At 68.5% G+C, this 21,511-nt stretch carries 23 protein-coding genes; 6 read left to right on the top strand and 17 right to left on the bottom strand.

What is annotated here, in order from left to right:
• Positions 1-43: 43 nt before the first annotated feature.
• Entirely contained in the window at positions 44-769 is a 726-nt protein-coding gene (locus tag RAN53_RS02210; RefSeq protein ID WP_305795189.1) for an ATP-binding cassette domain-containing protein, read from the bottom strand.
• Positions 766-1,470, bottom strand: a complete 705-nt coding sequence (locus RAN53_RS02205) for an ABC transporter permease (RefSeq protein WP_305795188.1) — start codon at positions 1,468-1,470, stop codon at positions 766-768. The genes RAN53_RS02210 and RAN53_RS02205 overlap by 4 nt, the downstream gene beginning before the upstream one ends.
• A gap of 186 nt (positions 1,471-1,656) precedes the next feature.
• Here RAN53_RS02205 and RAN53_RS02200 point away from each other — a divergent pair, with 186 nt between their 5' ends.
• Complete coding sequence (locus tag RAN53_RS02200; protein ID WP_305795187.1) at positions 1,657-2,544, top strand: helix-turn-helix transcriptional regulator; 888 nt, start codon at positions 1,657-1,659, stop codon at positions 2,542-2,544.
• A 53-nt stretch (positions 2,545-2,597) separates the two neighbouring features.
• On the opposite strand, the gene RAN53_RS02195 is transcribed toward RAN53_RS02200, so the two are convergent.
• The 3 genes from RAN53_RS02195 to RAN53_RS02185 all read right to left on the bottom strand — a co-directional run bounded on the left by RAN53_RS02195 (position 2,598) and on the right by RAN53_RS02185 (position 5,171).
• Positions 2,598-3,761 (bottom strand): alpha/beta fold hydrolase, encoded by a 1,164-nt coding sequence (locus tag RAN53_RS02195; protein WP_305795186.1) that lies wholly within the window; start codon positions 3,759-3,761, stop codon positions 2,598-2,600.
• A gap of 79 nt (positions 3,762-3,840) precedes the next feature.
• The gene (locus tag RAN53_RS02190) at positions 3,841-3,966 is read right to left on the bottom strand and encodes a hypothetical protein (RefSeq protein WP_305795185.1); all 126 of its coding nucleotides are present in this window, start codon (positions 3,964-3,966) and stop codon (positions 3,841-3,843) included.
• Positions 3,963-5,171, bottom strand: coding sequence for an MFS transporter (locus RAN53_RS02185; protein ID WP_305795184.1), 1,209 nt, complete (start codon positions 5,169-5,171; stop codon positions 3,963-3,965). Before RAN53_RS02185 ends, RAN53_RS02190 begins: the two co-directional genes overlap by 4 nt.
• 206 nt (positions 5,172-5,377) lie before the next feature.
• On the opposite strand from RAN53_RS02185, the gene RAN53_RS02180 reads away from it, so the two are divergent.
• Positions 5,378-5,569 carry a hypothetical protein gene (locus tag RAN53_RS02180; protein WP_305795183.1) on the top strand — a complete coding sequence of 64 codons (192 nt, stop codon included), beginning with the start codon at positions 5,378-5,380 and terminating at the stop codon, positions 5,567-5,569.
• A 22-nt stretch (positions 5,570-5,591) separates the two neighbouring features.
• Here RAN53_RS02180 and RAN53_RS02175 read toward each other — a convergent pair whose 3' ends face one another.
• The 7 genes from RAN53_RS02175 to RAN53_RS02145 form a co-directional block, all read right to left on the bottom strand.
• Entirely contained in the window at positions 5,592-6,698 is a 1,107-nt protein-coding gene (locus RAN53_RS02175) for a pyridoxal phosphate-dependent aminotransferase (protein WP_305795182.1), read from the bottom strand.
• Positions 6,699-6,801: 103 nt separating this feature from the next.
• Complete coding sequence (locus RAN53_RS02170) at positions 6,802-7,149, bottom strand: Na+/H+ antiporter subunit G (RefSeq protein WP_305795181.1); 348 nt, start codon at positions 7,147-7,149, stop codon at positions 6,802-6,804.
• Positions 7,146-7,415, bottom strand: a complete 270-nt coding sequence (locus tag RAN53_RS02165) for a K+/H+ antiporter subunit F (protein WP_305795180.1) — start codon at positions 7,413-7,415, stop codon at positions 7,146-7,148. The genes RAN53_RS02170 and RAN53_RS02165 overlap by 4 nt, the downstream gene beginning before the upstream one ends.
• The gene (locus RAN53_RS02160) at positions 7,412-7,918 is read right to left on the bottom strand and encodes a Na+/H+ antiporter subunit E (protein WP_305795179.1); all 507 of its coding nucleotides are present in this window, start codon (positions 7,916-7,918) and stop codon (positions 7,412-7,414) included. The genes RAN53_RS02165 and RAN53_RS02160 overlap by 4 nt, the downstream gene beginning before the upstream one ends.
• Positions 7,915-9,438 carry a monovalent cation/H+ antiporter subunit D gene (locus RAN53_RS02155; protein WP_305795178.1) on the bottom strand — a complete coding sequence of 508 codons (1,524 nt, stop codon included), beginning with the start codon at positions 9,436-9,438 and terminating at the stop codon, positions 7,915-7,917. Before RAN53_RS02155 ends, RAN53_RS02160 begins: the two co-directional genes overlap by 4 nt.
• A complete protein-coding gene (locus RAN53_RS02150) occupies positions 9,435-9,773 on the bottom strand; it encodes a Na+/H+ antiporter subunit C (RefSeq protein WP_305795177.1) in 339 nt (112 codons plus the stop codon). Before RAN53_RS02150 ends, RAN53_RS02155 begins: the two co-directional genes overlap by 4 nt.
• Positions 9,773-12,568: a monovalent cation/H+ antiporter subunit A gene (locus RAN53_RS02145; protein ID WP_305795176.1), complete on the bottom strand. Its 2,796-nt coding sequence runs from the start codon at positions 12,566-12,568 to the stop codon at positions 9,773-9,775. The genes RAN53_RS02150 and RAN53_RS02145 overlap by 1 nt, the downstream gene beginning before the upstream one ends.
• 215 nt (positions 12,569-12,783) lie before the next feature.
• On the opposite strand from RAN53_RS02145, the gene RAN53_RS02140 reads away from it, so the two are divergent.
• Together RAN53_RS02140 and RAN53_RS02135 are read left to right on the top strand one after the other, a co-directional pair.
• Complete coding sequence (locus RAN53_RS02140) at positions 12,784-13,827, top strand: DUF4105 domain-containing protein (protein WP_305795175.1); 1,044 nt, start codon at positions 12,784-12,786, stop codon at positions 13,825-13,827.
• A 296-nt stretch (positions 13,828-14,123) separates the two neighbouring features.
• Positions 14,124-15,473 (top strand): Na+/H+ antiporter family protein, encoded by a 1,350-nt coding sequence (locus RAN53_RS02135; protein WP_305795174.1) that lies wholly within the window; start codon positions 14,124-14,126, stop codon positions 15,471-15,473.
• A gap of 60 nt (positions 15,474-15,533) precedes the next feature.
• On the opposite strand, the gene RAN53_RS02130 is transcribed toward RAN53_RS02135, so the two are convergent.
• From RAN53_RS02130 to RAN53_RS02115, 4 genes are all read right to left on the bottom strand, one after another.
• Positions 15,534-16,268, bottom strand: a complete 735-nt coding sequence (locus tag RAN53_RS02130; RefSeq protein WP_305795173.1) for an RNA methyltransferase — start codon at positions 16,266-16,268, stop codon at positions 15,534-15,536.
• Positions 16,269-16,510: 242 nt separating this feature from the next.
• A complete protein-coding gene (gene groL / locus RAN53_RS02125) occupies positions 16,511-18,154 on the bottom strand; it encodes a chaperonin GroEL (RefSeq protein WP_305795172.1) in 1,644 nt (547 codons plus the stop codon).
• Between the two features lie 80 nt (positions 18,155-18,234).
• Positions 18,235-18,528 (bottom strand): co-chaperone GroES, encoded by a 294-nt coding sequence (locus RAN53_RS02120; RefSeq protein WP_161432894.1) that lies wholly within the window; start codon positions 18,526-18,528, stop codon positions 18,235-18,237.
• Positions 18,529-18,733: 205 nt separating this feature from the next.
• Entirely contained in the window at positions 18,734-19,273 is a 540-nt protein-coding gene (locus RAN53_RS02115) for an FxsA family protein (protein WP_305795171.1), read from the bottom strand.
• A 193-nt stretch (positions 19,274-19,466) separates the two neighbouring features.
• Here RAN53_RS02115 and RAN53_RS02110 point away from each other — a divergent pair, with 193 nt between their 5' ends.
• On the top strand, positions 19,467-20,228 hold the full coding sequence (locus RAN53_RS02110) for an SDR family oxidoreductase (RefSeq protein WP_305795170.1): 762 nt from the start codon (positions 19,467-19,469) through the stop codon (positions 20,226-20,228).
• 61 nt (positions 20,229-20,289) lie between these two features.
• On the opposite strand, the gene RAN53_RS02105 is transcribed toward RAN53_RS02110, so the two are convergent.
• A complete protein-coding gene (locus tag RAN53_RS02105) occupies positions 20,290-20,571 on the bottom strand; it encodes a ComEA family DNA-binding protein (RefSeq protein WP_305795169.1) in 282 nt (93 codons plus the stop codon).
• A gap of 243 nt (positions 20,572-20,814) precedes the next feature.
• Here RAN53_RS02105 and pyrF point away from each other — a divergent pair, with 243 nt between their 5' ends.
• On the top strand, positions 20,815-21,510 hold the full coding sequence (gene pyrF, locus RAN53_RS02100) for an orotidine-5'-phosphate decarboxylase (protein ID WP_305795168.1): 696 nt from the start codon (positions 20,815-20,817) through the stop codon (positions 21,508-21,510).
• Position 21,511: the final 1 nt, after the last annotated feature.

Genomic DNA, 21,511 nt, shown 5'->3' with positions numbered 1-21,511 from the left:
TTGTGTCGGGATGAGAGTTGCCGGGTGGGTTCGGAGCGCCGGGCTAGAGCACCAGCTCTCCGCGGATGAAGGCCCGCGCCTCTTTCGAGGCAGGGGCCGTGAAGAAGGTGGTGGCGTCGGTGTGCTCGATCAGTCGACCGGCATGGAGGAACAGCACCTCGTCCGCCAGGCGACGCGCCTGATGCAGGTCGTGGCTGCTCATCAGGATGCGGGTGCCGCGGCGATGGAACTCCTGTACCGCATCCTCCACCGCCTTGATGGCGGCGGGGTCCAGGGCCGAGGTGGGTTCGTCGAGAAACAGCACCTCGGGGTCGAGCAGCCAGGCACGGGCCAGGGCCAGGCGCTGCTGCTCGCCCCCGGAGAGCACCCGCGCCGGGCGCTTCTCCAGGGCGGCCAGGCCGAAACGCTCCAGTGCCTCGCGGGCGTGCGGGCGGCGCTCGGGGCGTGGCGTACCGTTCACCGCCAGGGCGTAGGTGAGGTTGGCGAGCGCCGAGCGCTTGAGCAGCACCGGGCGCTGGAAGACCATCGCCTGGCGCGGGGTGCGCTCCTGCCAGCTCACCCGGCCCGCGGAGGGGGCCAGCAGGCCGTGGGCCAGGCGCATCAGCAGGCTCTTGCCGGCGCCGTTGGGGCCCATCACCAGGGTGCGCCGGCAGCCGGTGAGGCGCAGGTCCAGCGGCCCCAGCAGGCGCTGGCCACGGTGAGTGAAGCTGACGCCATGCAGCTCGAGCGCCGGTGTTTCGGTGATGGCCAGCGTGGTCATGTCGTTCATCCCAGCTTTCTCCGCGACGTCTCGCCCACCAGATAGGCGCCGGCGTTGACCAGCGCCACCAGCCCCAGCAGCACGATACCCAGCCCCAGCGCCAGGGGCAGGTCGCCCTTGCTGGTCTCCAGCACGATGGCGGTGGTCATCACCCGGGTGACGCCATCGATATTGCCACCCACGATCATCACCGCACCCACCTCGGCACTGGCGCGCCCGAAGCCGGCGAGCACCACCGTGACCAGCCCCAGGCGTGCGTCCCACAGCAGGGTAGGGATCATGCGCAGCCGCGACAGCCCCAGGGAGGTGAGCTGCTCGCGATACTCCTGGTGCAGCTCCTCCACCTGCTGGCGCGCCAGGGCGGCGATGATCGGCAGCACCAGCACCAGCTGGGCCACCACCATGGCGGTGGGGGTGAACAGCAGGCCCAGCTCCCCCAGCGGGCCGGCGCGGGACAGCAGCAGGTAGACGCACAGGCCCGCCACTACCGGGGGCAGCCCCATCAGGGCATTGAGCGCCACCACCAGGACGCCGTGGCCGGGGAAGCGCCACAGCGCCAGCGCCGCGCCCAGCGGCAGGCCGATCAGGGTGGCGAGCGCCACGGCGCTCAGTGATACCCGCAGCGACAGGGCCACGATGTTCAGCAGGTCGGGATCGAGTCCGAGGATAAGGTCGAGAGCGGTGACGAAGGCACCGGAGTCGCTGGGCATGCAGTTCTCCTCTGGTTGTCTGGCATCTTGTGCGCTCAGGTTCCAATATGCATGCAGTGTGGAAATCAAAACAGTGAGACACAGCTATATGCAGTAGGTGAGGAGAGTGGGACCCTGCCCTTCCCGCTCGAGCAGGGCCGAGGTGACCGGGGTGATGGCCCCGGCGGCGCAAGCAAGGAGAGCCTGATGGAATCGAGGGCCACGTACCTGACCACCGCCGAGGTGGCCGACTACCTGCGCCTCAAGGAGCGCAAGGTCTACGATCTGGTGCGCCAGGGGGCGATCCCCTGCGTGCGGGTCACCGGCAAGCTGCTGTTTCCGCGCCACAGCATCGACCTGTGGCTGATGAATCATCTGGAGGGCGACCAGGCGACGGCGCGCCCGGTGCCGGTGGTCCTAGCCGGCAGCCAGGATCCGCTGCTGGAGTGGGCGGTGCGCGAGAGCGGCTCCCAACTGGCGCTGCTGTGCCAGGGCAGCGGTGACGGCGTGCGACGGCTGCTGGAGGGCCAGGCGATGCTCGCCGGGCTGCACCTGCTGGATGCGGCGAGCGGTGGCTACAACCAACCCCAGGCCCTGGGGATGGGCGGGATGCGCGACCTGGTGATGGTGCGCTGGGCGACCCGGCGCCAGGGGTTGCTGCTGGCGCCGGGCAACCCGCTGGGCATTCGCCGCCTGGCCGATCTAACGCGTCCCGAGGTGCGCATCGCCCATCGCCAGCCGGACGCCGGGGCGGGGCGGCTGCTGAGCTGGTTGCTGGAGCAGGCGGGCGTGGAGGCTTCACGGCTGCATTTCACGGCCCACCCCTCACTCTCGGAGGATGATCTGGCACTGGCGATACGCCAGGACGAAGCGGATGCGGGGCTCGGGGTGGAGGCGGCGGCGAGGCGCCAGGGGCTGACCTTCCTGCCCCTGCACCGGGAGCATTTCGACCTGGCACTACGTCGGCGCAGCTACTTCGAAGCGCCGATCCAGCGTCTGCTGGCGTTCGTCCAGGAGCCACGCTTCGCCGAGCGCGCCGAGGCGCTGGGCGGCTACGATATCGGCGAACTCGGGCGGGTGGTCTACAACGCCTGAGGGTCGCCGTCGCTTCCGTGTCCTTGTCTGAGCCGCAGGAAGGCCACACCCGGCTACCGCTTCGTGTCTGCATCCTCGCCCAGCCAGAGCACATGATGGATCGCCCGCCATAGCGTCCAGGCGTCGCGCCAGTTGGCCGAGACCTCCACGTGGCCGAGCCCCTCGGCCTCGAAGAGTCGCGCCTGGCCGGCGGGGAGGGCGGCGCGCAGCCGCCGCGAGTGACTGACCGGGATCACCCGGTCGTCCGGGCCGTGGATCAGTACCAGCCTCGCCTCCAGCGCATCGAGATCCCGAGACGCCAGATCCAGCGCCGTGAACTGGGCGAGCAGCGGCGGTGGTAGCGCCCCGAGCAGCGGCGTGACCCGCGCCGGGTCGCGGTTGGTCACCAGCGCGTACAGCGCCATTGCCTCGGGGCTTAGCTCGCTCGTGTCGGGATCCGCCGCCTCTTCGCCCGCCAGCCGAGCGCGGGCGATGGCCGCCAGGCGCTCCCGGTCCTGGGCATCCTCCAGGGCGTGGAGCTGGCTGCGCAGCACGGCCCAGCGCACGTCGCGCTGGGGCGGAGGCGGCCGGCGGCAGGCGCTACCCCGATCCTCCCCGGTGGTGGCGTAGCGCAGCAGGTCGGTCAGGTCGTAATAGCCGCCAACGGCGATCACGAAACGTACCCGGTGGGCGGTATCCGGCTGCATGGCCGCCAGCAGCGCCGGACCCGTGGCGAAACTGATGGCGGCCAGCGCCGGCCCCCCGTCGGTGGTGGCAAGCGCGTCGCTGGCGTAGCGAATGGCATCGGCGATGCCCTGCACCTCGCGAGTGCCGACCGAGAAGTCACGCAGGCCGTCCAGCTCGGGCACCAGCACGGTGAAACCGGCCCGTGCCAGGGAGCGGGCCAGGGCCATCAGGCGGGGATCGCGCCGGCCCGCCTCGGTCAGGCCATGCACCAGGATCAGGGTCCCGCGGCGTGATGTTTCCGGCCGGTAGAGGTCCGCCAGGTAGTCGCGTCCCGCCACGGCGTAGGCGAGTCGCTCACGCTCGGGAGGTGGGGTACGCTGCTTCAGCCGGCTCGGCCCCTCGCCGGCGGCCAGGTCGCCGAGCACCAGCAGGGCCTCATGCTGGCGCTCCAGAGCGCTGCAGCCCGACAGCAGCATGCCGAGAAGCAGGCTTGGCAGCACCCATAGCGGGCGCCGGCGGCGGCGCGGTATGTCGTCCTCGGGCAAGCGCATGATCCCCCCTCCGCGGCCGGCCTGCCGCACGGGCGTGGCTGTCAGCCCTTTCGCCCTGTCACTCGCTCCGGCAAGGGCCTCAGCAGAGCCGGCTGCCGAGCAGCAGCAGGGCGGCGTCCAGCCGATGCCAGCCCCACCATACCAGCGCCAGGGCGGCCGCGGTGAGGGCCGCCGCCGCCAGCCGCCAGGCCAGTTGGCGACTCATGCTTCGATCTCCTGGCGGGCGCCGCGCGCCACCGGTGCCTCGCTGATCCACCAGTGCAGCATGGCCGCCACCACGCCGAGCAGGATGGCCAGCTTCCAGACCACGTCGTAGTCACCCTGCAGGTCATAGAGGAAGCCGCCGAGCCAGACGCCCATGAAGGAGCCGAGCTGGTGGAAGAGGAAGACGATCCCGCCGAGCATCGAGAGGTGCTGGACGCCGAATACCGAGGCGACGATGCCGTTGGTGAGCGGCACCGTGGAGAGCCACAGCAGCCCCATGGCGATGCCGAACAGGTAGGTGGTCGTGGGGCTCAGAGGGGCCATCAGGAAGAGGGTGATGATCACCGCCCGGGTCAGGTAGATCCCACTCAGCAGACGGGGCTTCGAGAACCGCCCGCCCAGCCAGCCGGCGACGTAGGTGCCGAAGATATTGAACAGGCCGATCAGCGCCAGCACGGTGCTGCCGACCTGGACGGCGATGCCGTTGTCGTAGAGGTAGCCGGGCAGGTGAACACCGATGAACACCACCTGGAAGCCACACACGAAGAAGCCCATGCAGAGCAGCCAGAAGCCACGCTGGCCGGCGGCCTCGTCGAGCGCCTCACGCAGCGGCAGGTCACCGGCGGCGGCAGCGGCCGGACGGTCGCGCAGCAGGGCGCCCAGCGGCAGCATCAGCGCGGCGATGGCGCCCATCGCCAGCAACGCCGCGGACCAGCCCAGCCAGCCCAGCAGCCCCAGGGTGCCGGGCAGCATGGCGAACTGGCCGAAGGAGCCGGCGGCACTGACGATGCCCATGGCCATGCTGCGCTTCTCCGGGGCCACGGCGCGGCCCACGGCGCCGAGGATCACCGAGAAGGTGGTGCCGGAGAGGCCCAGGCCGATCAGCACCCCGGCGGAGAGGCTCATGCCCAGCGCCGAGTCGGAGAGCCCCATGCAGACGAGGCCCAGGGTATAGAGGGCGCCGCCTACCACCACCACGCGTGCGGCGCCGAAGCGGTCGGCCAGGGCGCCGGCGAAGGGCTGGGAGAGACCCCACAGCAGGTTCTGGATGGCCAGGGCGAAGGCGAAGACGCCACGGCCCCAGCCCAGCTCGCTGCTCATGGGCTCCAGGAACAGCCCGAAGCCGTGGCGCAGGCCCATGGCCAGGGTCACCACCAGGCTGCCGAAGAGGATGATCAATAGGGAGTGGCGGCGCAGGGCATCCATGGTCGTTCCGTTATCGTGGTTGTCGTTGTGATTGAGGTCGCGGGTGCGGTTTGCAGGCTAATAGCCGTCACTATCGCCCGGTGACGATCCGCTGGCTACTGTCTCCTGATGGCGACATCGATGTCGCCGATGCTCCACATGTGTTGTCGGCGCCCGCTTGGCTAGAATGCGCTGCGTTCGCTGATGATACTTTCAAGGAGGATCCCATGTTCCGGCGCCTGCTGTTCCCCGTTGTCCTGACTCTCTCGGCGGCCGTGCTGGCCGGCTGCAGCTACACCCCCGCACGCATCAGCTCCGAGCCGCTGATCGTCATCGACGACGATCGCGGTGGCTACCATTCCCGCTCGCGTGGCGGATACTTCTGCCCGCCGGGACAGGCCAAGAAGGGACGCTGCTGAGGTACCGGAAAGGCCTGCCGGCTCAGGGGGTTGCCAGCGCCCTCTCCAGGGTGGCCAGCCGGCCGGGTACCAGGGCATCCTCCACCGCGGTGATGCGCAGCACGTGGCCCAGCGACGGGTCGGCGGGGCGGGCGATCAGCTTGCCCTCGTCGAGCAGCGCCTTGTGTACCTCGCCGGCCAGCGCCGCGCTGGCCAGGCGGATGCCAACGAAGTTGGTGGCACTGGGCAGCACGTCGGCGCCCAGCCCACCCAGGTGTGCCGCCAGACGCTCGCGACGCCTTCGTACCGCGGCCACATGGGCATCGACCTCGGCGGGGTGGTCCAGCACGGTCTCGGCGGCGGCCTGGCTCAGGGTCGACACCGCATAGTGGATGCGCACCTTCATCATCACCGCCAGGGTCTCGGGGGCGGCGATGGCGTAGCCGACACGCAGCCCGGCGAGGCCGTGGGCCTTGGAGAGGGTGCGCAGGCGTACCACCCCGGGGAGTACCCGGCGGCCGAACTCGCCATCGGCGTCGTCGCGGAAGTCGTGGTAGGCCTCGTCGAGCAGCAGCCAGCAGTCATCCGGCAACGCCCGGCGTAGCGCCAGCACGTCGTCGTCGCGGTGCAGGTGACCGCCGGGATTGTCGGGATTGGCCAGGTAGACCAGCCGCGCGCTCTCCTCCCTGGCGGACCTGGCCAGGGCCTCGAGGTCCGGCGCCAGCCGACCGGGCCCCTCGTCATAGGGCACCTCCACCAGGCGAGCTCCCTCGCCACGGGCGAAATAGCCGAAGGTGGGGTAGGTGCCCCGGGTGCCGACCACGGCGTCGCCCGGCGTGACCAGGGCGCGCAGGGCCAGGGCGATCAGGCTGTCGGCGCCGGCGTCCACCAGCATCGCCTCCACTGGAATGCCCTTCTGGTCCGCCAGGCGACGGCGGATCCCCAGTGCCTCGGCATCGCCGTAGCTGTAGACATGCTCGGCCATGGCATCCCCGAAGCGCTCGCGCAGGGCGCGATGGGGCATGTCGAGGCCCTCGTTGGAGCCCAGCTGGTGGGGGATCTCGCGGCCCAGTCGCCGCTCCAGCACGCGCACGCCGGGGAAGGGGTTGTGGGGACCGTCGCCGGTCAGATGGTCGGGGAAGCGGGGCATGTCGGCCTCCAGTCGTTGATGCCAGCTGGCTATTCACCCTATCAGGCTTTGGTGAGGAGATGGACCTCGCCGGGCTATCACGTGGCCTCTTGCCGGTAGCTGACTACTTGTCGTTGGGCATATTGCGCGTGCCCGCCACGCCCGGCAGGCGCCGGCGCAGGGCGGCCTTGCCCATCATGTGGGCGCTGACCGGGGCGGTGGCGAACAGGAAGATGGTCACCAGCGCCTCCTGCACCGAGACGCCGTCCTGCTGGTGGCTGAAGGTGAGCAGCGAGCCGATCAGCGTACAGCCGACGCCCAGGGTGCTGGCCTTGGTGGGGCCATGCAGGCGCGTGTAGAAGTCGGGCAGCTTGGCCAGCCCCCAGGAGCCGATCAGGGCCACGATCGCGCCGACCAGCAGGAAGGCGGCGACGATGAGTTGCAGATACCACGGCATGTCGATGCTGGTCATTCGATGACGTCTCCCCGCAGCAGGTACTTGCTCATGGCCACGGTGCTGACGAAGCCCATCAGGGCGATCAGCAGGGCCAGCTCGAACAGCACGCCGAGTCCCATCCGCATGTCGGCCAGCACGATCAGCGCGATGCTGTTGATCATCAGGGTATCCAGCGCCAGGATCCGGTCGACGATGTCCGGGCCCACGGCCAGGCGGTAGAGGTTGAGCAGGGCGGCGATGGCAAACAGCGTCATCGCGATGGGTATCACGAAAGCGATCATCGGAAGATCTCCCTGAGCGGCTGCTCGTAGCGTTCACGAATGCCGGCGATGGTCTCGGCCTCATCCTCAAGATGCAGGGCGTGCACCAGCAGGGTGTTGGCCTTCGCGTCGTAGTGGATCGAGACGGTGCCCGGCGTCAGCGAGATGGTGCTGGCCAGGATGGTGATGGCGAAGTCGTCGTCCAGCGTCAACGGGTAGGTGAAGAAGCCCGGCCGCAGGTGGCGGGCGGGGCGCAGGATGCGCAGGGCGACCACCAGGTTGGAGCGCAGGATGTCCACCAGCAGCACCAGCAGGTAGCGCAGCAGCGGCAGGGGCCGGCGGATCTTCGCCTCCTCGGGCCAGAAGGCGTGAGTCACCCGGGGGATTACCACGCCCAGGGCCAGCCCCAGCAGGGCGTGAGCGACGCTGACCTCGTTGACCATCAGCAGCCACAGCAGCGCCAGGAACAGCGAGAAAAGCGGGTGCGGCAGCCAGAACCGCCGGGAGCGGAAGGATGGCGTCATGGGCTGGACTCCCTGGTGGACGCGAGGGCGTCGGACAGCACGGCGGCGATATAGCCGCGGGGCGCGAGCAGCTGCTCGGCGGTCAGTTCGAGATAGCCCATCAGTGGGTCGCCGAAGACCGCCAGCAGCGCGTTGAGGCCGACCATGCTGTAGACCAGTGTGAGCAGGCCGCGCCTGAGTGGATAGGGCCTGGCCATCTCGCCCGGGCGCCAGAACCAGCTGCTGCCGGTGCGGCTGATGGCGATGATCACCAGCAGGGCCGAGGCCAGCAGCACGCCCCACAGCCACAGCCCCCGGGGGTCGGCGGCGCTGGCCTGAAGGATCCACGCCTTGCTGACGAAGCCGCCGAACGGCGGCAGCCCCGCCATGGCGATGCCGGCGATGAAGAACAGTGTGCCCAGGACCCGGCGATGCCCGATGGGGCCGGGCGCCGAGAAGCGGTCGTAGCCCTCCTCGCGCTGCTGGCCCAGCAGGTCGGCGAGCAGGAAGAACACCGCGGCCATGCCGGTGCTGTGGATCAGGTAGAAGAGTGCGGCGCCCAGGGCGGCCGGGGTCACCAGACTGATGGTGGCGAGCAGGGTGCCGACCGAGAGGATTACCAGGTAGGCGGCCAGGGTGCGCAGGCTGTCCGAGCCCAACACGCCGACGCCGCCCAGCGCCAGGGTCAGCAGCGCCAGCGGCCACAGCCAAGCCCAGGCGGTCTCGTTGATCGGCGCCTCGCCCAGCGCGAAGACCAGCAGGAAGACCCGCAGGATGGCGTAGACCCCCACCTTGGTCATGATGGCGAAGAGTGCCGCCACCGGGGCGCTGGCCGCCGAGTAGGCCCGCGGCAGCCAGAACAGCAGCGGCAGGATCGCCGCCTTGATGCCGAACACCACCAGCAGGATCAGGCTGGCGGCGGCGAGCAGCGGGGCATCCTCCGCCGGCGCCGCGGCCACGCGCAGCGCCAGGTCGGCCATGTTGAGGGTGCCGGTGAGGCCGTAGAGGGTGCCCAGCGCGATCAGGAACAGCGCCGAGCCCGCCAGGTTGATGATCACGTAGTGCAGCCCGGCGCGGCTGCGGGCGCGGCCCCCACCGTGCAGCAGCAGCGCGTAGGAGGCGATCAGCAGGATCTCGAAGAACACGAAGAGGTTGAACAGGTCGCCGGTCAGGAAGGCGCCATTGAGGCCGGCCAGCTGGAACTGGAAGAGGGCGTGGAAGTGGGCGCCGCGCTGGTCGGTGCCGCCGCTGGCATAGAGCAGGCAGCACAACCCCAGCACGGCGGTCAGGGCCAGCATGATGGCGGCGAGGCGGTCGAGGACCAGCACGATGCCGAAGGGGGCCGGCCAGTCGCCGGCCTGGTAGAGCAGGTAGTCGCCCGAGCCGGCCGTGGCCAGTGCCCAGATGCCCAGCAACACCAGCCAGCCGGTACTGGCGAAGCCCAGCAGGCGCTGCAGGGGGAACGGGGCTCGGTAGAACAGCAGCTGGCCGGCGCCGGTGAGCAGCGGCAGCAGGATGGGCAGGATCAAGGCGTGGTTCATGCGCGGTCCTCGTCGGGGTTCTCGCCGTCCACGTGGTCATTGCGCAGCTCCACCGCGGCCTTGAGCGCCAGAACCACCACGAAGGCGGTCATGGCGAAGCCGATGACGATGGCGGTGAGCACCAGGGCCTGGGGCAGCGGGTCCGCGGAGTGCTCCGTCAGGCCGACGATGGCCGGGGCGCCGGCGACCAGGCGTCCCGAAGCGAACAGGTAGAGGTTGACGGCGTGGGAGAGCAGCGTCAGCCCGAGGATCACCGTGAAGGTGCGCGCCCGCAGCAGCAGGTAGACCCCGCAGGTGGTGAGCACGCCCAGGGTGATGGCGTAGAGCAGTTCCATCAGCCGATCTCCTTGCCGGGGCCGGCCACCGTCATCAGCTTGCCGAGGTTGGCCAGGATCAGCAGCGTGGCCCCGACCACGGTGGCATAGACGCCGAGGTCGAAGAGCATGGCGGTGGCCAGCTCGAACTCGCCGACCAGCGGCAGGTGAAAGTGACCGTGGGCCGAGGTGAGGAAGGGGAAGCCGAACAGCCAGCTGCCCAGGCCAGTGAAGGTGGCGATCAGCACGCCGGCGCCGATCAGCGGCCGAAAGGCGGTCAGCATGCGCGCCTGGGCCCACACCAGGCCGCCGGCCATGTACTGCAGCGTCAGCGCCACCGCGGTGATCAGCCCGGCGATGAAGCCGCCGCCGGGGAGGTTGTGGCCGCGCAGGAAGATATAGGCCGAGACCAGCAGGGCGATGGGCAGCACCAGCCGGGCCACGGTGCTGAGCATGATCGGGTGCGGCTCGGCGACCCAGTGCATGGGGTTGGTCTCCACCACCCGTTCCTTGAGGTGCAGGTCGCGGGTGAAGGCGAACACCGCCACCGCGGCGATGCCCAGCACGGTGATCTCGCCCAGGGTGTCGAAGCCGCGGAAGTCGACCAGGATCACGTTGACCACGTTGCTGCCGCCGCCGCCGGGCACGCTGTTGACCAGGAAGAAGTCCGAGATCGTCTGCTGGGGACGGGTCAGGATGGCGTAGCTGAAAGCCGCCACGCCGATGCCCATCAGGCCGGCGATGGCCAGGTCGCGCCCCATGCGGAAGCCGCTCGAGCCCCGGGGCGAGGTCTGGGGCAGGAAGGAGAGCGCCAGCATCATGATCACCACCGCCATCACCTCCACCATCAGCTGGGTCAGGGCGAGGTCGGGGGCCGAGAAGCGCGCGAAGGTGACGGTGACGAAGAGCCCGGTGACGCCCAGCAGCAGCAGGGCCGGCAGGCGGTAGTGGTGGAAGGCCACCACGCCGATGGCGGCCAGGCACAACAGCACTGCCGCCAGCAGGGTCAGCGGGTCGAGGGGGGCGAGCGCCACGCCGCCGTCCCAGTGGGTCACGCCGCCGAGCTCGAGGCCCACCAGCACCACCAGGGTGGCCATGATGAAGGTCAGGTAGCGCTGCAGCGAGCCGTTCTCGAGCTGGAAGACCCGCTGCTGGGAGAGCGCGATGGTGCGGCGCATGAGCCAGTCGAAGATCTCCTTGGCGTCGACCTCCGGCAGGCGGGCATGGAGGCGGAACAGGGGATCGCGAAAGTGGTAGAAGAGCGCGCCGCCGGCCAGGGCGAACAGGCTCATCAGCATCGGCAGGCGGCCCCCCAGGGTGGCGAAGTCGAAGGGCGTCACCATGGCCTGGCGCGCCGCGGCGAAGGCGGGGTGGACCAGGCCGGCGTAGAAGGCCTCCGGGGCCAACCCCACCAGCAGGGTGGCGAAGGCCAGCAGCGCGATGGGCGACAGCGCCGCCGCCCGCGGTGAGACCGGGGGCCAGACAGGCAGGTCGACCGGCCGGCCGTTGAAGAAGACGTTGTGGAAGATGCGGATCGAGTAGGCCACCGAGAACAGCCCGGCCAGGGTCACCCAGAGGGGAATCACCACCACCGCCCAGTCCGGCGCCGTCACCTGCAGGCTCTCGCCGAACAGCATCTTCTTGCTCAGGTAGCCGCTCATCAGCGGCAGGCCGGCCATGGCGGCGGCGGAGATACCGGACAGTACCATCAGCGCCGGCATGAAACGCCACATGCCGTTGATCCGGCGCATATCACGGGTGCCGGTGGCGCGATCGACGTAGCCCGCCATCATGAACAGCGGCGCCTTGAACAGCGCATGGCAGAGCAGGTGGAAGAGCGCCGCCGCCAGCGCCATGGGCGTGCCCAGCCCCAGCAGCAGCATGATCAGCCCCAGGTGGGAGACCGTGGAGTAGGCCAGCAGGCCCTTCATGTCGTGCATGAACATCGCCACGAAGGCACCCAGCATCAGCGTCACCATGCCGGTCAGGGTGATCAGGTGGAACCACAGCGAGGTGTCGCCCAGCGCCGGGTGAAGCCGGGCGACCAGGAACAGCCCCGCCTTGACCATGGTGGCGCTGTGCAGGTAGGCAGAGACCGGGGTGGGGGCGGTCATGGCGTGGGGCAGCCACAGGTGGAAGGGGAACTGGGCCGACTTGGTGAAGGCGCCGAGCAGGATCAGGTTGAGCATCAGGCCGTAGTGCTCGTGGGCGCGGATCCGGTCGCCGGCCTCGAGCACCTTGGTGAGCTCATAGCTGCCGGCGGCCTGGCCCAGCAGCACCACGCCGCCGAACAGCGCCAGGCCGCCGCCGCCGGTGATCACCAGCGACATGCGGGCGCCGAGCCGGGCCGCGTGGTCGTGGCTGTGGTAGCCGATCAGCAGGAAGGAGACCAGGCTGGTCAGCTCCCAGAACACCAGCATGAACAGCAGGTTCTCGGAGAGCACGATGCTCAGCATGGCCGCCATGAACAGCAGGATCAGGGTGAAGAAGCGTGCCGAGGTGTCGCTGCCCGCGAAGTAGTAACGCGCGTAGAGCAGGATCAGGCAGCCGATCCCGGTGATCAGCAGGGCGAACAGCAGCCCCAGGCCGTCGAGGCGGAAGGCCACGTCGAGGCCCAGCGATGGCAGCCAGGCGAGCCGCTGGACCACGGCCTCGCCGCCACCCATGACATGGGGCAGCCAGCTGAGCAGCAGCAGCAGGCAGAAGAGCGCGGGCAGGGCGGCGACCGAGGCCAGCAGGCGCGATGATCGTCCCTGCAGCAGGGCGGGCAGGCAGGCGCCGGTCAGCGGCAGCAGGATGATCAGCACAAGCGGCATGGACGCGTCTCCCTGTCCGACGGTGGTCGCTCCTCACACTATAGAGACCGCCGCCGCTTGGGCAGGCAGCCAGTTCAACGCTGGCGAAGCGTCCGGGGAAGTGGCTAGCGGCGCCGGCGTTGAAGGGCGCGCATCGATGAGACGCCGGTGTGAGGCTTTGAGGTCGGTGGTGGCAGGGCGTGGTAGCCTGGCGACAGGCCGTAAGGAGTTTCCCCATGTCGCTGTTTCTCGATCTCACCCTGCGCCTGGTGCTGCTGGTGTGTTCGCTATGGGGCGGCCTGGCGCTGCTGCATCGCTTTCCCGCCGGCATTCCCTGGCGCCGTGTCGCTGCCCTTGCCTGGCTGCTGCTGGGTGGCCTGTGCCTGGCGTGGCACTGGCAGGGCGCCAGGGCAGGACCGGCGCTGGTGATGGCGGTGAGCATGCTGGTGCTGCTGGGCTGGTGGCGGCGCCTGGTGCCGGCAAGCTATCTGGCCTGGGCCGATGATGTGGCCCACCTGGCGACCGGTCGCCGCCACGACGAGCGGTTGCGGCTCGACCATGTGCGTTGCTTCGACTGGTTGACCCGGGACGACGCCCGGGTGGCCTGGGAGCGGCGAGAATATGACCTCCGGCGACTGGCGTCCCTGGATCTGCTCGTCTCCGGCTGGGGCCGGCCGGGCATCGCCCATGTGCTGCTCTCCTTCGGTTTCGAGAACGATGCGGGAGCGGTCGATGACTTCGTGGCCTTCTCGGTGGAGGTGCGGCGTGAACGCCATGAGCCCTTCTCGGAGATCGGCGGCTTCTTCAAGCGCTTCGAGCTGGCGATTATCGTCGCCGACGAGCGTGACGCGGTACGCCTGCGCAGCAACGTGCGCGGCGAAGCGGTGACCCTCTATCGGGTGTTGCTCGGTCAACACGAGCGCCGCGAGCTGCTGCTGGCCCTGGTCGAGCAGGCCAACCGGCTGGAGCGTGAGCCGCGCTTCTACCACACCATCAGCGCCAACTGCACCACCCTGGTCTACGCTCTGATGCGACGCATTATCCAGGGGCTGCCGCTGGACCATCGGCTGTTGCTCAGCGGGCTGCTGCCCGGCTATGTCCATGATCACGGTGGCCTGGTGCCCGGCTTCTCGCTGGACGAGCTCAGGCACCGCGGTGATATCACCCAGCGGGCCGTCGCGGCCCACGATGACCCCCGCTTCTCCCGACGGATTCGCGAAGGCGTGCCGGGTTGGCCGCCGAGCGTGGTGCAGACTGAAGAGGGGAAGGGGGAGTCGTAACCACGAAGAACGCCACGGCGGTTGCCGTGGCGATAGGGCCTCCATGGGCAGCGTCCTGCTGCCGACCTCCCTGCAGGGCGTCCAGCCCTGGCGCATCCGTGGCGGATAAGTGGCAGTGTCCCTTGCCGTGTCCTGCTGGACGACTCCCTTTATCGCCGATGCAGGTAACAGCGCGGTGACCGTCGCGTGTCGTTTCCATGACATCCCGGTCCGGTGGCCCGGGCGCCGAGAGGGCGCTTCTGGTAGAATCCTGCGCCGTTTCGTCTCAATCCAACTCTTGCTTCGGGAACGCTGCCATGAATGCGGTAATCATTGCGGTGCTGGTGATGGTGGGTCTGTCACTGGCACGGGTTTCGGTCGTCTTCGCGCTGGTGGTCGGGGCGCTGGTGGGCGGCCTGGTGGGAGGGCTCTCCGTGGAGGAGACCCTCGGCGCCTTCAATGACGGCGTGGGTGGCGGGGCCAAGGTGGCCCTGGCCTATGCGACCCTGGGGGCTTTCGCGGTCGCCATCTCGCGCTCCGGACTGCCGGACCTGCTGGCCCGCCGGCTGATCGCCCTGCTGGGCCAGGAGGCCAGCGCCAGCAAGCAGGCGGTGGTGAAGTATCTGCTGCTCGGGGCGGTGTTGCTGGTGGCCATCTCCTCCCAGAACCTGATTCCGGTGCACATCGCCTTCATCCCCATCCTGATCCCGCCGCTGCTCAAGGTGATGAACCAGCTGCGTCTGGACCGCCGCGCGGTGGCCTGTGTGCTGACCTTCGGCCTGACCGCCCCCTACATGCTGCTGCCGGTCGGGTTCGGGGCGATATTTCTCAACGATATCCTGCTGGCTAACATCAACCAGGCCGGCGAGGCGCTGGGCCTCGAGATCACCCGTGGCATGGTGCCCCTGGCCATGGGGGTGCCGGTGGGCGGCATGGCGCTGGGCCTCGCGGTGGCGGTGTTCATCAGCTATCGCAGGCCGCGTGACTACGAGGCGCTGGAGGTGGCCACCAGCAACGTGCCGCACCACCACCCGGAAACCCATGAGCCGCATGCCCTGGGCCTGGCGATGTCGGTGGTCGCCATCGTGGCGGCCCTGGGCATCCAGCTCTGGACCGGTTCCATGATCCTCGGCGGGCTGGTGGGCTTCGCGCTGCTTTCTGTGGGGGGCATCTTCAAGTGGCGTGAGGCCGACGACCTCTTCACCAGCGGCATGCGCATGATGGCGCTGATCGGCTTCATCATGATCTCGGCATCGGGGTTCGCCGCGGTGATGACCGCCACCGGCCAGATCGAGTCCCTGGTGGAGTCCAGCGTCGCGGTGATCGGTGACAACCGCGGCCTGGCCGCGCTGCTGATGCTGCTGGTGGGCCTGTTCATCACCCTGGGCATCGGCTCGTCGTTCTCCACCATCCCGATCATCGCCGCCATCTTCGTGCCCCTGGCGGTGCAGTTCGGCTTCTCGCCACTGGCCACCGTGGCCCTCGTCGGCACCGCCGCGGCGCTGGGCGATGCCGGCTCGCCGGCCTCCGACTCCACCCTGGGGCCGACCTCCGGCCTCAACGTCGACCGCCAGCATGATCATATCTGGGATAGCGTGGTGCCGACCTTCCTCCACTACAACATCCCGCTGATCGCCTTCGGCTGGCTGGCCGCCATGACCCTGTAGGCAGCAGCTACCGAGTGACCCTCGACGGCGGCCTGCGGGCCGCCGTCGTTGTATGGGTATCTACTCCTCGGGCAGGTGGCCCTCCAGCGAGGCGAGCAGCCCGCGCAGCAGCGAGAGTTCGCGGCGGGAGGGCTGGGCACGGGCGAACAGTGCATGCAGGTGTGCCTCGGTGCGCGCATGAGGCTGGGTGATGAAGCCGCTGCGTTGCATCACCCGGCCCAGGTGGTCGTGGAAATGACCGAGCTGCTCGCGGCCGGGCTGGCGCTCCTCGGCGGGCAGGGCCGGGCGGTAGCCGCTCCCGGGTCGTCGGCGCCAGGCCTTGAATACCTCGTAGGCGAGTACCTGCACCGCCTGTGAGAGGTTGAGGATGCCGTAGTCGGGGTTGGCGGGAATGCTCACCTGGTGGCTGCACCGGCGGATCTCGTCGTTGGTCAGCCCGAAGCGCTCGCGGCCGAACACCAGTGCCACCGGGTCATGTGCGGCCTGCTCCAACGCGTCGCGGGCCATCTCGTCGGGCTCGTCGAAGTGGGGCAGCGGCAGGCTCCTGAGTCGCGCGCTGGCGCCCACCACCTGCACGCAGTCCGCCACCGCCTCGGCCAGCGAGCCGACCACCCGGGCACCCGCCACCAGATCCTCGGCACCCGCGGCGAGACGTGTCGCCTCGGTGTCGGGGAACTGACGCGGGTTGACCAGCACCAGGTCGGAGAGGCCCATGGTCTTCATGGCCCGCGCCGAGGCGCCGATATTGCCGGGGTGGTAGGTCTGGACGAGGACGATGCGGATATTCGAAAGCATGGGCAGGGCCGGGTAATCCGTGAGTGTGGCGGTATCTTACCGGGCCTTCGGCCAGCCACAAGGGGCAAGCTTCAAGCTGCCAAGCCGCCAAGCCGCCAAGCCGCCACGGACGGAGCGGGGATGCTTGCTGCTTGTCGCTCGGTGCTTGGCGCTGGCAAGAAAAAACCCCGCCGGCTCTCGCCGGCGGGGTGTGTCTCAGGCCTTGCCTGGAAGGGCAGTGCCTGGGGCAGGGTGGGGCTGGCTTACATCATGCCGCCCATGCCACCCATGCCACCCATTCCACCCATGTCCGGAGCGGCGTCCTTCTCGTCCGGATCGTCGGCGATCATGGCCTCGGTGGTGATCATCAGGCCTGCCACGGAGCCGGCGGACTGCAGGGCAGAGCGGGTCACCTTGGCCGGGTCCAGCACGCCCATCTCGAACAGGTCACCGTACTCGCCGGTCTGGGCGTTGTAGCCGTAGTTGCCTTCGCCAGCCTTCACCTGGTTCAGGATGACGGAGCCTTCCTGACCGGCGTTGGTGACGATCTGGCGCAGCGGGGATTCCATGGCGCGCAGGGCGATGGCGATGCCGTGGGTCTGGTCCTCGTTGTCACCCTTGAGGTCGGTGATCTTGGTCAGCACGCGCACCAGGGCGGTACCGCCGCCAGGCACCACGCCTTCCTCGACCGCGGCACGAGTGGAGTGCAGGGCGTCCTCGACGCGCGCCTTCTTCTCCTTCATTTCCACCTCGGTGGCGGCACCAACGCGGATCACGGCGACACCGCCGGCCAGCTTGGCGACGCGCTCCTGGAGCTTCTCACGATCGTAGTCGGAGGAGGTCTCCTCGATCTGGGCGCGGATCTGGTTGACGCGGGCCTCGATGTCGCCGTCGTTGCCGGCGCCATCGATGATGGTGGTGTTTTCCTTGGACATGGTCACGCGCTTGGCGGTACCCAGGTGGTCCAGGGTAGCCTGCTCCAGGCTCAGGCCCACTTCCTCGGAGATCACGGTGCCGTTGGTCAGGATGGCGATGTCCTGCAGCATGGCCTTGCGGCGGTCACCGAAGCCAGGCGCCTTGGCGGCGGCGACCTTGACGATGCCGCGCATGGTGTTGACCACCAGGGTGGCCAGCGCCTCGCCTTCGATGTCCTCGGCGATGATCACCAGCGGCTTGCCGGCCTTGGCCACGGCCTCGAGGGTCGGCAGCAGCTCGCGGATGTTGGAGATCTTCTTGTCGACCATCAGGATGTAGGGGTCTTCCAGCTCGACCGCCATGGTGTCCTGGTTGGTGACGAAGTAGGGCGACAGGTAGCCGCGATCGAACTGCATGCCCTCGACGACATCGAGCTCGTCCTCGAAGCCGCGGCCCTCATCGACGGTGATGACGCCTTCCTTGCCGACCTTCTCCATGGCCTCGGCGATGATCTCACCGATGCGCTTGTCGCCGTTGGCGGAGATGGTGCCGACCTGGGCGATGGCCTTGGAGTCGGTGCAGGGCACGGACAGGGCCTCGATCTCCTTGACCGCGGCGATGACGGCCTGGTCGATGCCGCGCTTGAGGTCCATCGGGTTCATGCCGGCGATGACGCCCTTGAGGCCCTCGTTGACGATGGATTGGGCCAGCACGGTAGCGGTGGTGGTGCCGTCACCGGCGACATCGGAGGTCTTGGAAGCGACTTCCTTGACCATCTGGGCGCCCATGTTCTCGAAGCGGTCCTTGAGCTCGATCTCCTTGGCCACGGAGACGCCGTCCTTGGTCACGGTCGGCGCGCCGAAGGACTTCTCGATCACCACGTTACGGCCCTTCGGGCCCAGGGTAACCTTGACCGCGTTGGCCAGGAGGTCGACACCGCGCGCCATGCGCTTGCGGGCATCATCGGAAAACTTGACTTGCTTAGCTGCCATGTTCGCTATCTTCCTTTCAATTCGTGAACGTCACAATTCGCTGTGTGCACGGCGTGAGCGGCCTGCGCTCAGCCTTCAGCTCAACCTTCGACTACGGCCAGGATGTCGGACTCGCTCATGATCAGGACCTCTTCGCCGTCGATCTTCTGCTTCTCGACGCCGAAGCCATCCTTGAAGATCACGGTGTCGCCGACCTTCACGTCGAGTGCGCGGACGTCGCCGTTGTCGAGGATCCGGCCGTTACCGACGGCGAGCACTTCGCCACGAGTCGGTTTTTCCTGGGCGCTGCCCGGGAGCACGATGCCGCCAGCGGTCTTCTGTTCTTCCTCAACGCGACGAATGATGACGCGATCGTGCAAGGGACGGATGTTCATTGCTCACGTTCTCCTGATGGTTTGTGTGCCGATGATCCGGCGGTTTGCATCACGACCTCGCCACCGAGGCAGCGAGGGGAGGCGTCGGGCGCCTTCCGTGTCAATGGCGCGAGATTCGCGCCGAAACCTGTTGCTGACGTGTAAGTGGGGCTCGCCCATGGCCTTTCAAGGCCCCCCGGGAAATTTTTTTGCCGATCTGCCCGGATCAGCCGCGGCGCTCGTCACGGGAGATGAACTCACCCTCGATGACGCCGTCGTCTTCGTGACGTGACGAAGGCTCGTCGGCGCCGCGGCGGTGGCGGCCCTCGTCGGCCTGTGCCCAATCATCCCGGGGCCTGCCGGTGCCGCTGCCTGAGGTGCTGGTGAAACCCTCGCGGTGGACATGAAAGCCCTGGGTGCGGATGCCAAGCCAGGCCAGCAACTTGCCCATCAGGCGTCGGGCATCGGGAATCAGGCACAGGAAGCCGAGGGCGTCGGAGACGAAGCCGGGGGCCATCAGCAGCGCACCGCCGAAGATCAGGGCGGCGCCGGTGAGCAGCTCGCCGGAGGGCACCTCGCCGCGCTCCAGGCGTTCCCGGGCCCGGGCGAAGGTGGCCGCCCCCTCGCGGCGGATCAGGTGCAGGCCGATGAAGCCGGTGGCCAGCACCAGCAGCAGGGTGGTGAGCAGGCCGATCTGGCTGCCCACCGAAAAGAGGATGACGAAGTCGAGCAGGGCGAACAGCGTGAAGATAAGCAGAAAGGGCATGTGGCCTCCCGTGGTGACGTTCACGGGGAGATGGGGGCGAAGGCAAGGAAATCAAGCGTTGAGCGGCGGCGCTGGCCAGCGGGCGACAAAGGCGAGAGTATAAGCTTAGTCATGGTGTAATGATGCACTGCACAAAAGTCTGCTACAGTGCCTGGTATCCATCATTTACCCACCATCTCCTGGAGGAAACACGATGCAACTGCAGAATTCCGTCATCGCGATTACCGGTGGCGCCCGCGGCCTGGGGCTGGCCATGGCCGCCATGCTGGGCCGCCAGGGCGCCCGCCTGGCCCTGCTCGATACCGATGCCGCCACCCTCGATGAGGCCGTCTCCGGGCTCCACGCGGCCGGTGTCGAGGCGCGCGCCTTCGTGACCAATGTGGCCGACGAGGTCTCCGTGAAGCAGGCCTTCGCCGACATCGCGGCGTCCATGGGGCCGGTCAGCGGCCTGGTCAACAACGCTGGCATCCTGCGTGACGCCCTGTTGGTCAAGGCCAAGGGCGGCAAGGTCGAGAAGACCATGTCTCTCGAGCAGTGGCAATCGGTGATCGACGTCAACCTCACCGGCGTGTTCCTGTGCGGGCGCGAGGCGGCGGCGCAGATGGTCGAGGCAGGCAACGAGGGCGTGATCGTCAATATCTCCAGCATCTCGCGGGCCGGCAACATGGGGCAGAGCAACTACGCGGCCTGCAAGGCCGGCGTGGTGGCCCTCACCACTACCTGGGCCAAGGAGCTGGCGCGCCATGGTATCCGGGTGGGCGCCGTGGCCCCGGGCTTCATCGAGACCGAGATGACCGCCTCGATGCGCCAGGACATGCTCGACAAGCTGACTTCCGGTGTGCCGCTGAAGCGCCTTGGCCAGCCGGAGAACATCGCCCAGAGCGCGCTGTTCATCTTCGAGAATGACTACTTTTCCGGCCGCGTGATCGAGTGTGACGGCGGCCTGCGACTCTGATCGACCTCAGGGACGCATGTCTCGATGGCGGCCGTCCGCTGGCCGCCCATCGACCGCTGGTTCAGAAGGTCACCTGGTCCTCCAGGCTGGCCACCGTGCCCTCGCCGATGCCGCTGACGCGGGTGAGGTCCTCGGCGCTCGCGTAGGGGCCGTTGGCCTCGCGGTCCTCGATGATGGCCGCCGCCTTGCTCGGTCCGATCCCCGGCAGCTCGGTCAGCAGTTCCGCACCGGCGGTATTGACGTTGATCGGCTCGACCTCCTGGGCCATGGCGCCGAGCGGCGCGAGACCCAGCATGAGCGCGACGAGACAGGCCCCGAAGAGGGCGTGAAACCTGGTTTTCATGTCACTTCCTCCGTTGTTGTCATCGCATCCTTCGCGGGTGCCTCTTCAAGCTAGACGCGGCGGGAAGAACTTCCCGTGGGGCTTCTGCCCGCTACCCTGTGGGACAGGTCGTCAATGCCTCGTCGTCCTGGCGTGCAAGACGTAGGACGCAACGGCGATATCGGGTCGTCGAACTCGCACCGCTCACATAGCCCATGGCTGGTATACTCTGGCGACGATTTCCTCTTGCCCGGAGCCCGGTTCGTGTCTACCGATTCCCCTCTGATTATTGCCCTCGATTACCCTTCCCTGGATGCCGCCCTGTGCATGGCCGACCGCCTCGATCCGGCGCGTTGCCGCCTCAAGGTGGGTAAGGAGCTCTTCACGCGCAGCGGTCCCGACGTGCTGGAGGCGCTGCATGGGCGCGGCTTCGAGGTGTTCCTCGACCTCAAGTTCCACGACATCCCCAACACCGTGGCCGGCGCCGTCCAGGCAGCGGCGGAGCAGGGGGTATGGATGGTCAACGTCCATGCCGGGGGAGGGCGCCGCATGATGGAGGCGGCCCGGGAACGCCTGGAGCGCCATGGCCTGGGGACACGACTGATTGCGGTGACCGTGCTGACCAGCATGATGGCCGAGGACCTGGTCGAGGTGGGTGTGGGCGTCTCGCCTGCCGAGCAGGTGGAGCGCCTGGCGGCCCTGGCGCGCGACAGCGGGATGCACGGCGTGGTGTGTTCGGCCCTCGAGGCCGCGCGCCTGCGCGAACTGTGCGGCGATGACTTCCTCAAGGTGACCCCCGGTATCCGGCCCAGTTTCGCGGAGGCCGGCGATCAGCAGCGCATCATGACCCCCGGGGATGCCATGGCCGCGGGCAGTACCCACCTGGTGGTGGGGCGCCCGATCACCCAGGCGGAGGAGCCCATGGAGGCCCTCGCCGCCATCGAGGCCGAGCTCAACTAGC

This window comes from Halomonas sp. SSL-5 (genome assembly GCF_030708455.1).
Classification (GTDB): domain Bacteria; phylum Pseudomonadota; class Gammaproteobacteria; order Pseudomonadales; family Halomonadaceae; genus Halomonas.
This window is presented reverse-complemented; position numbering and strand designations above follow the sequence as displayed.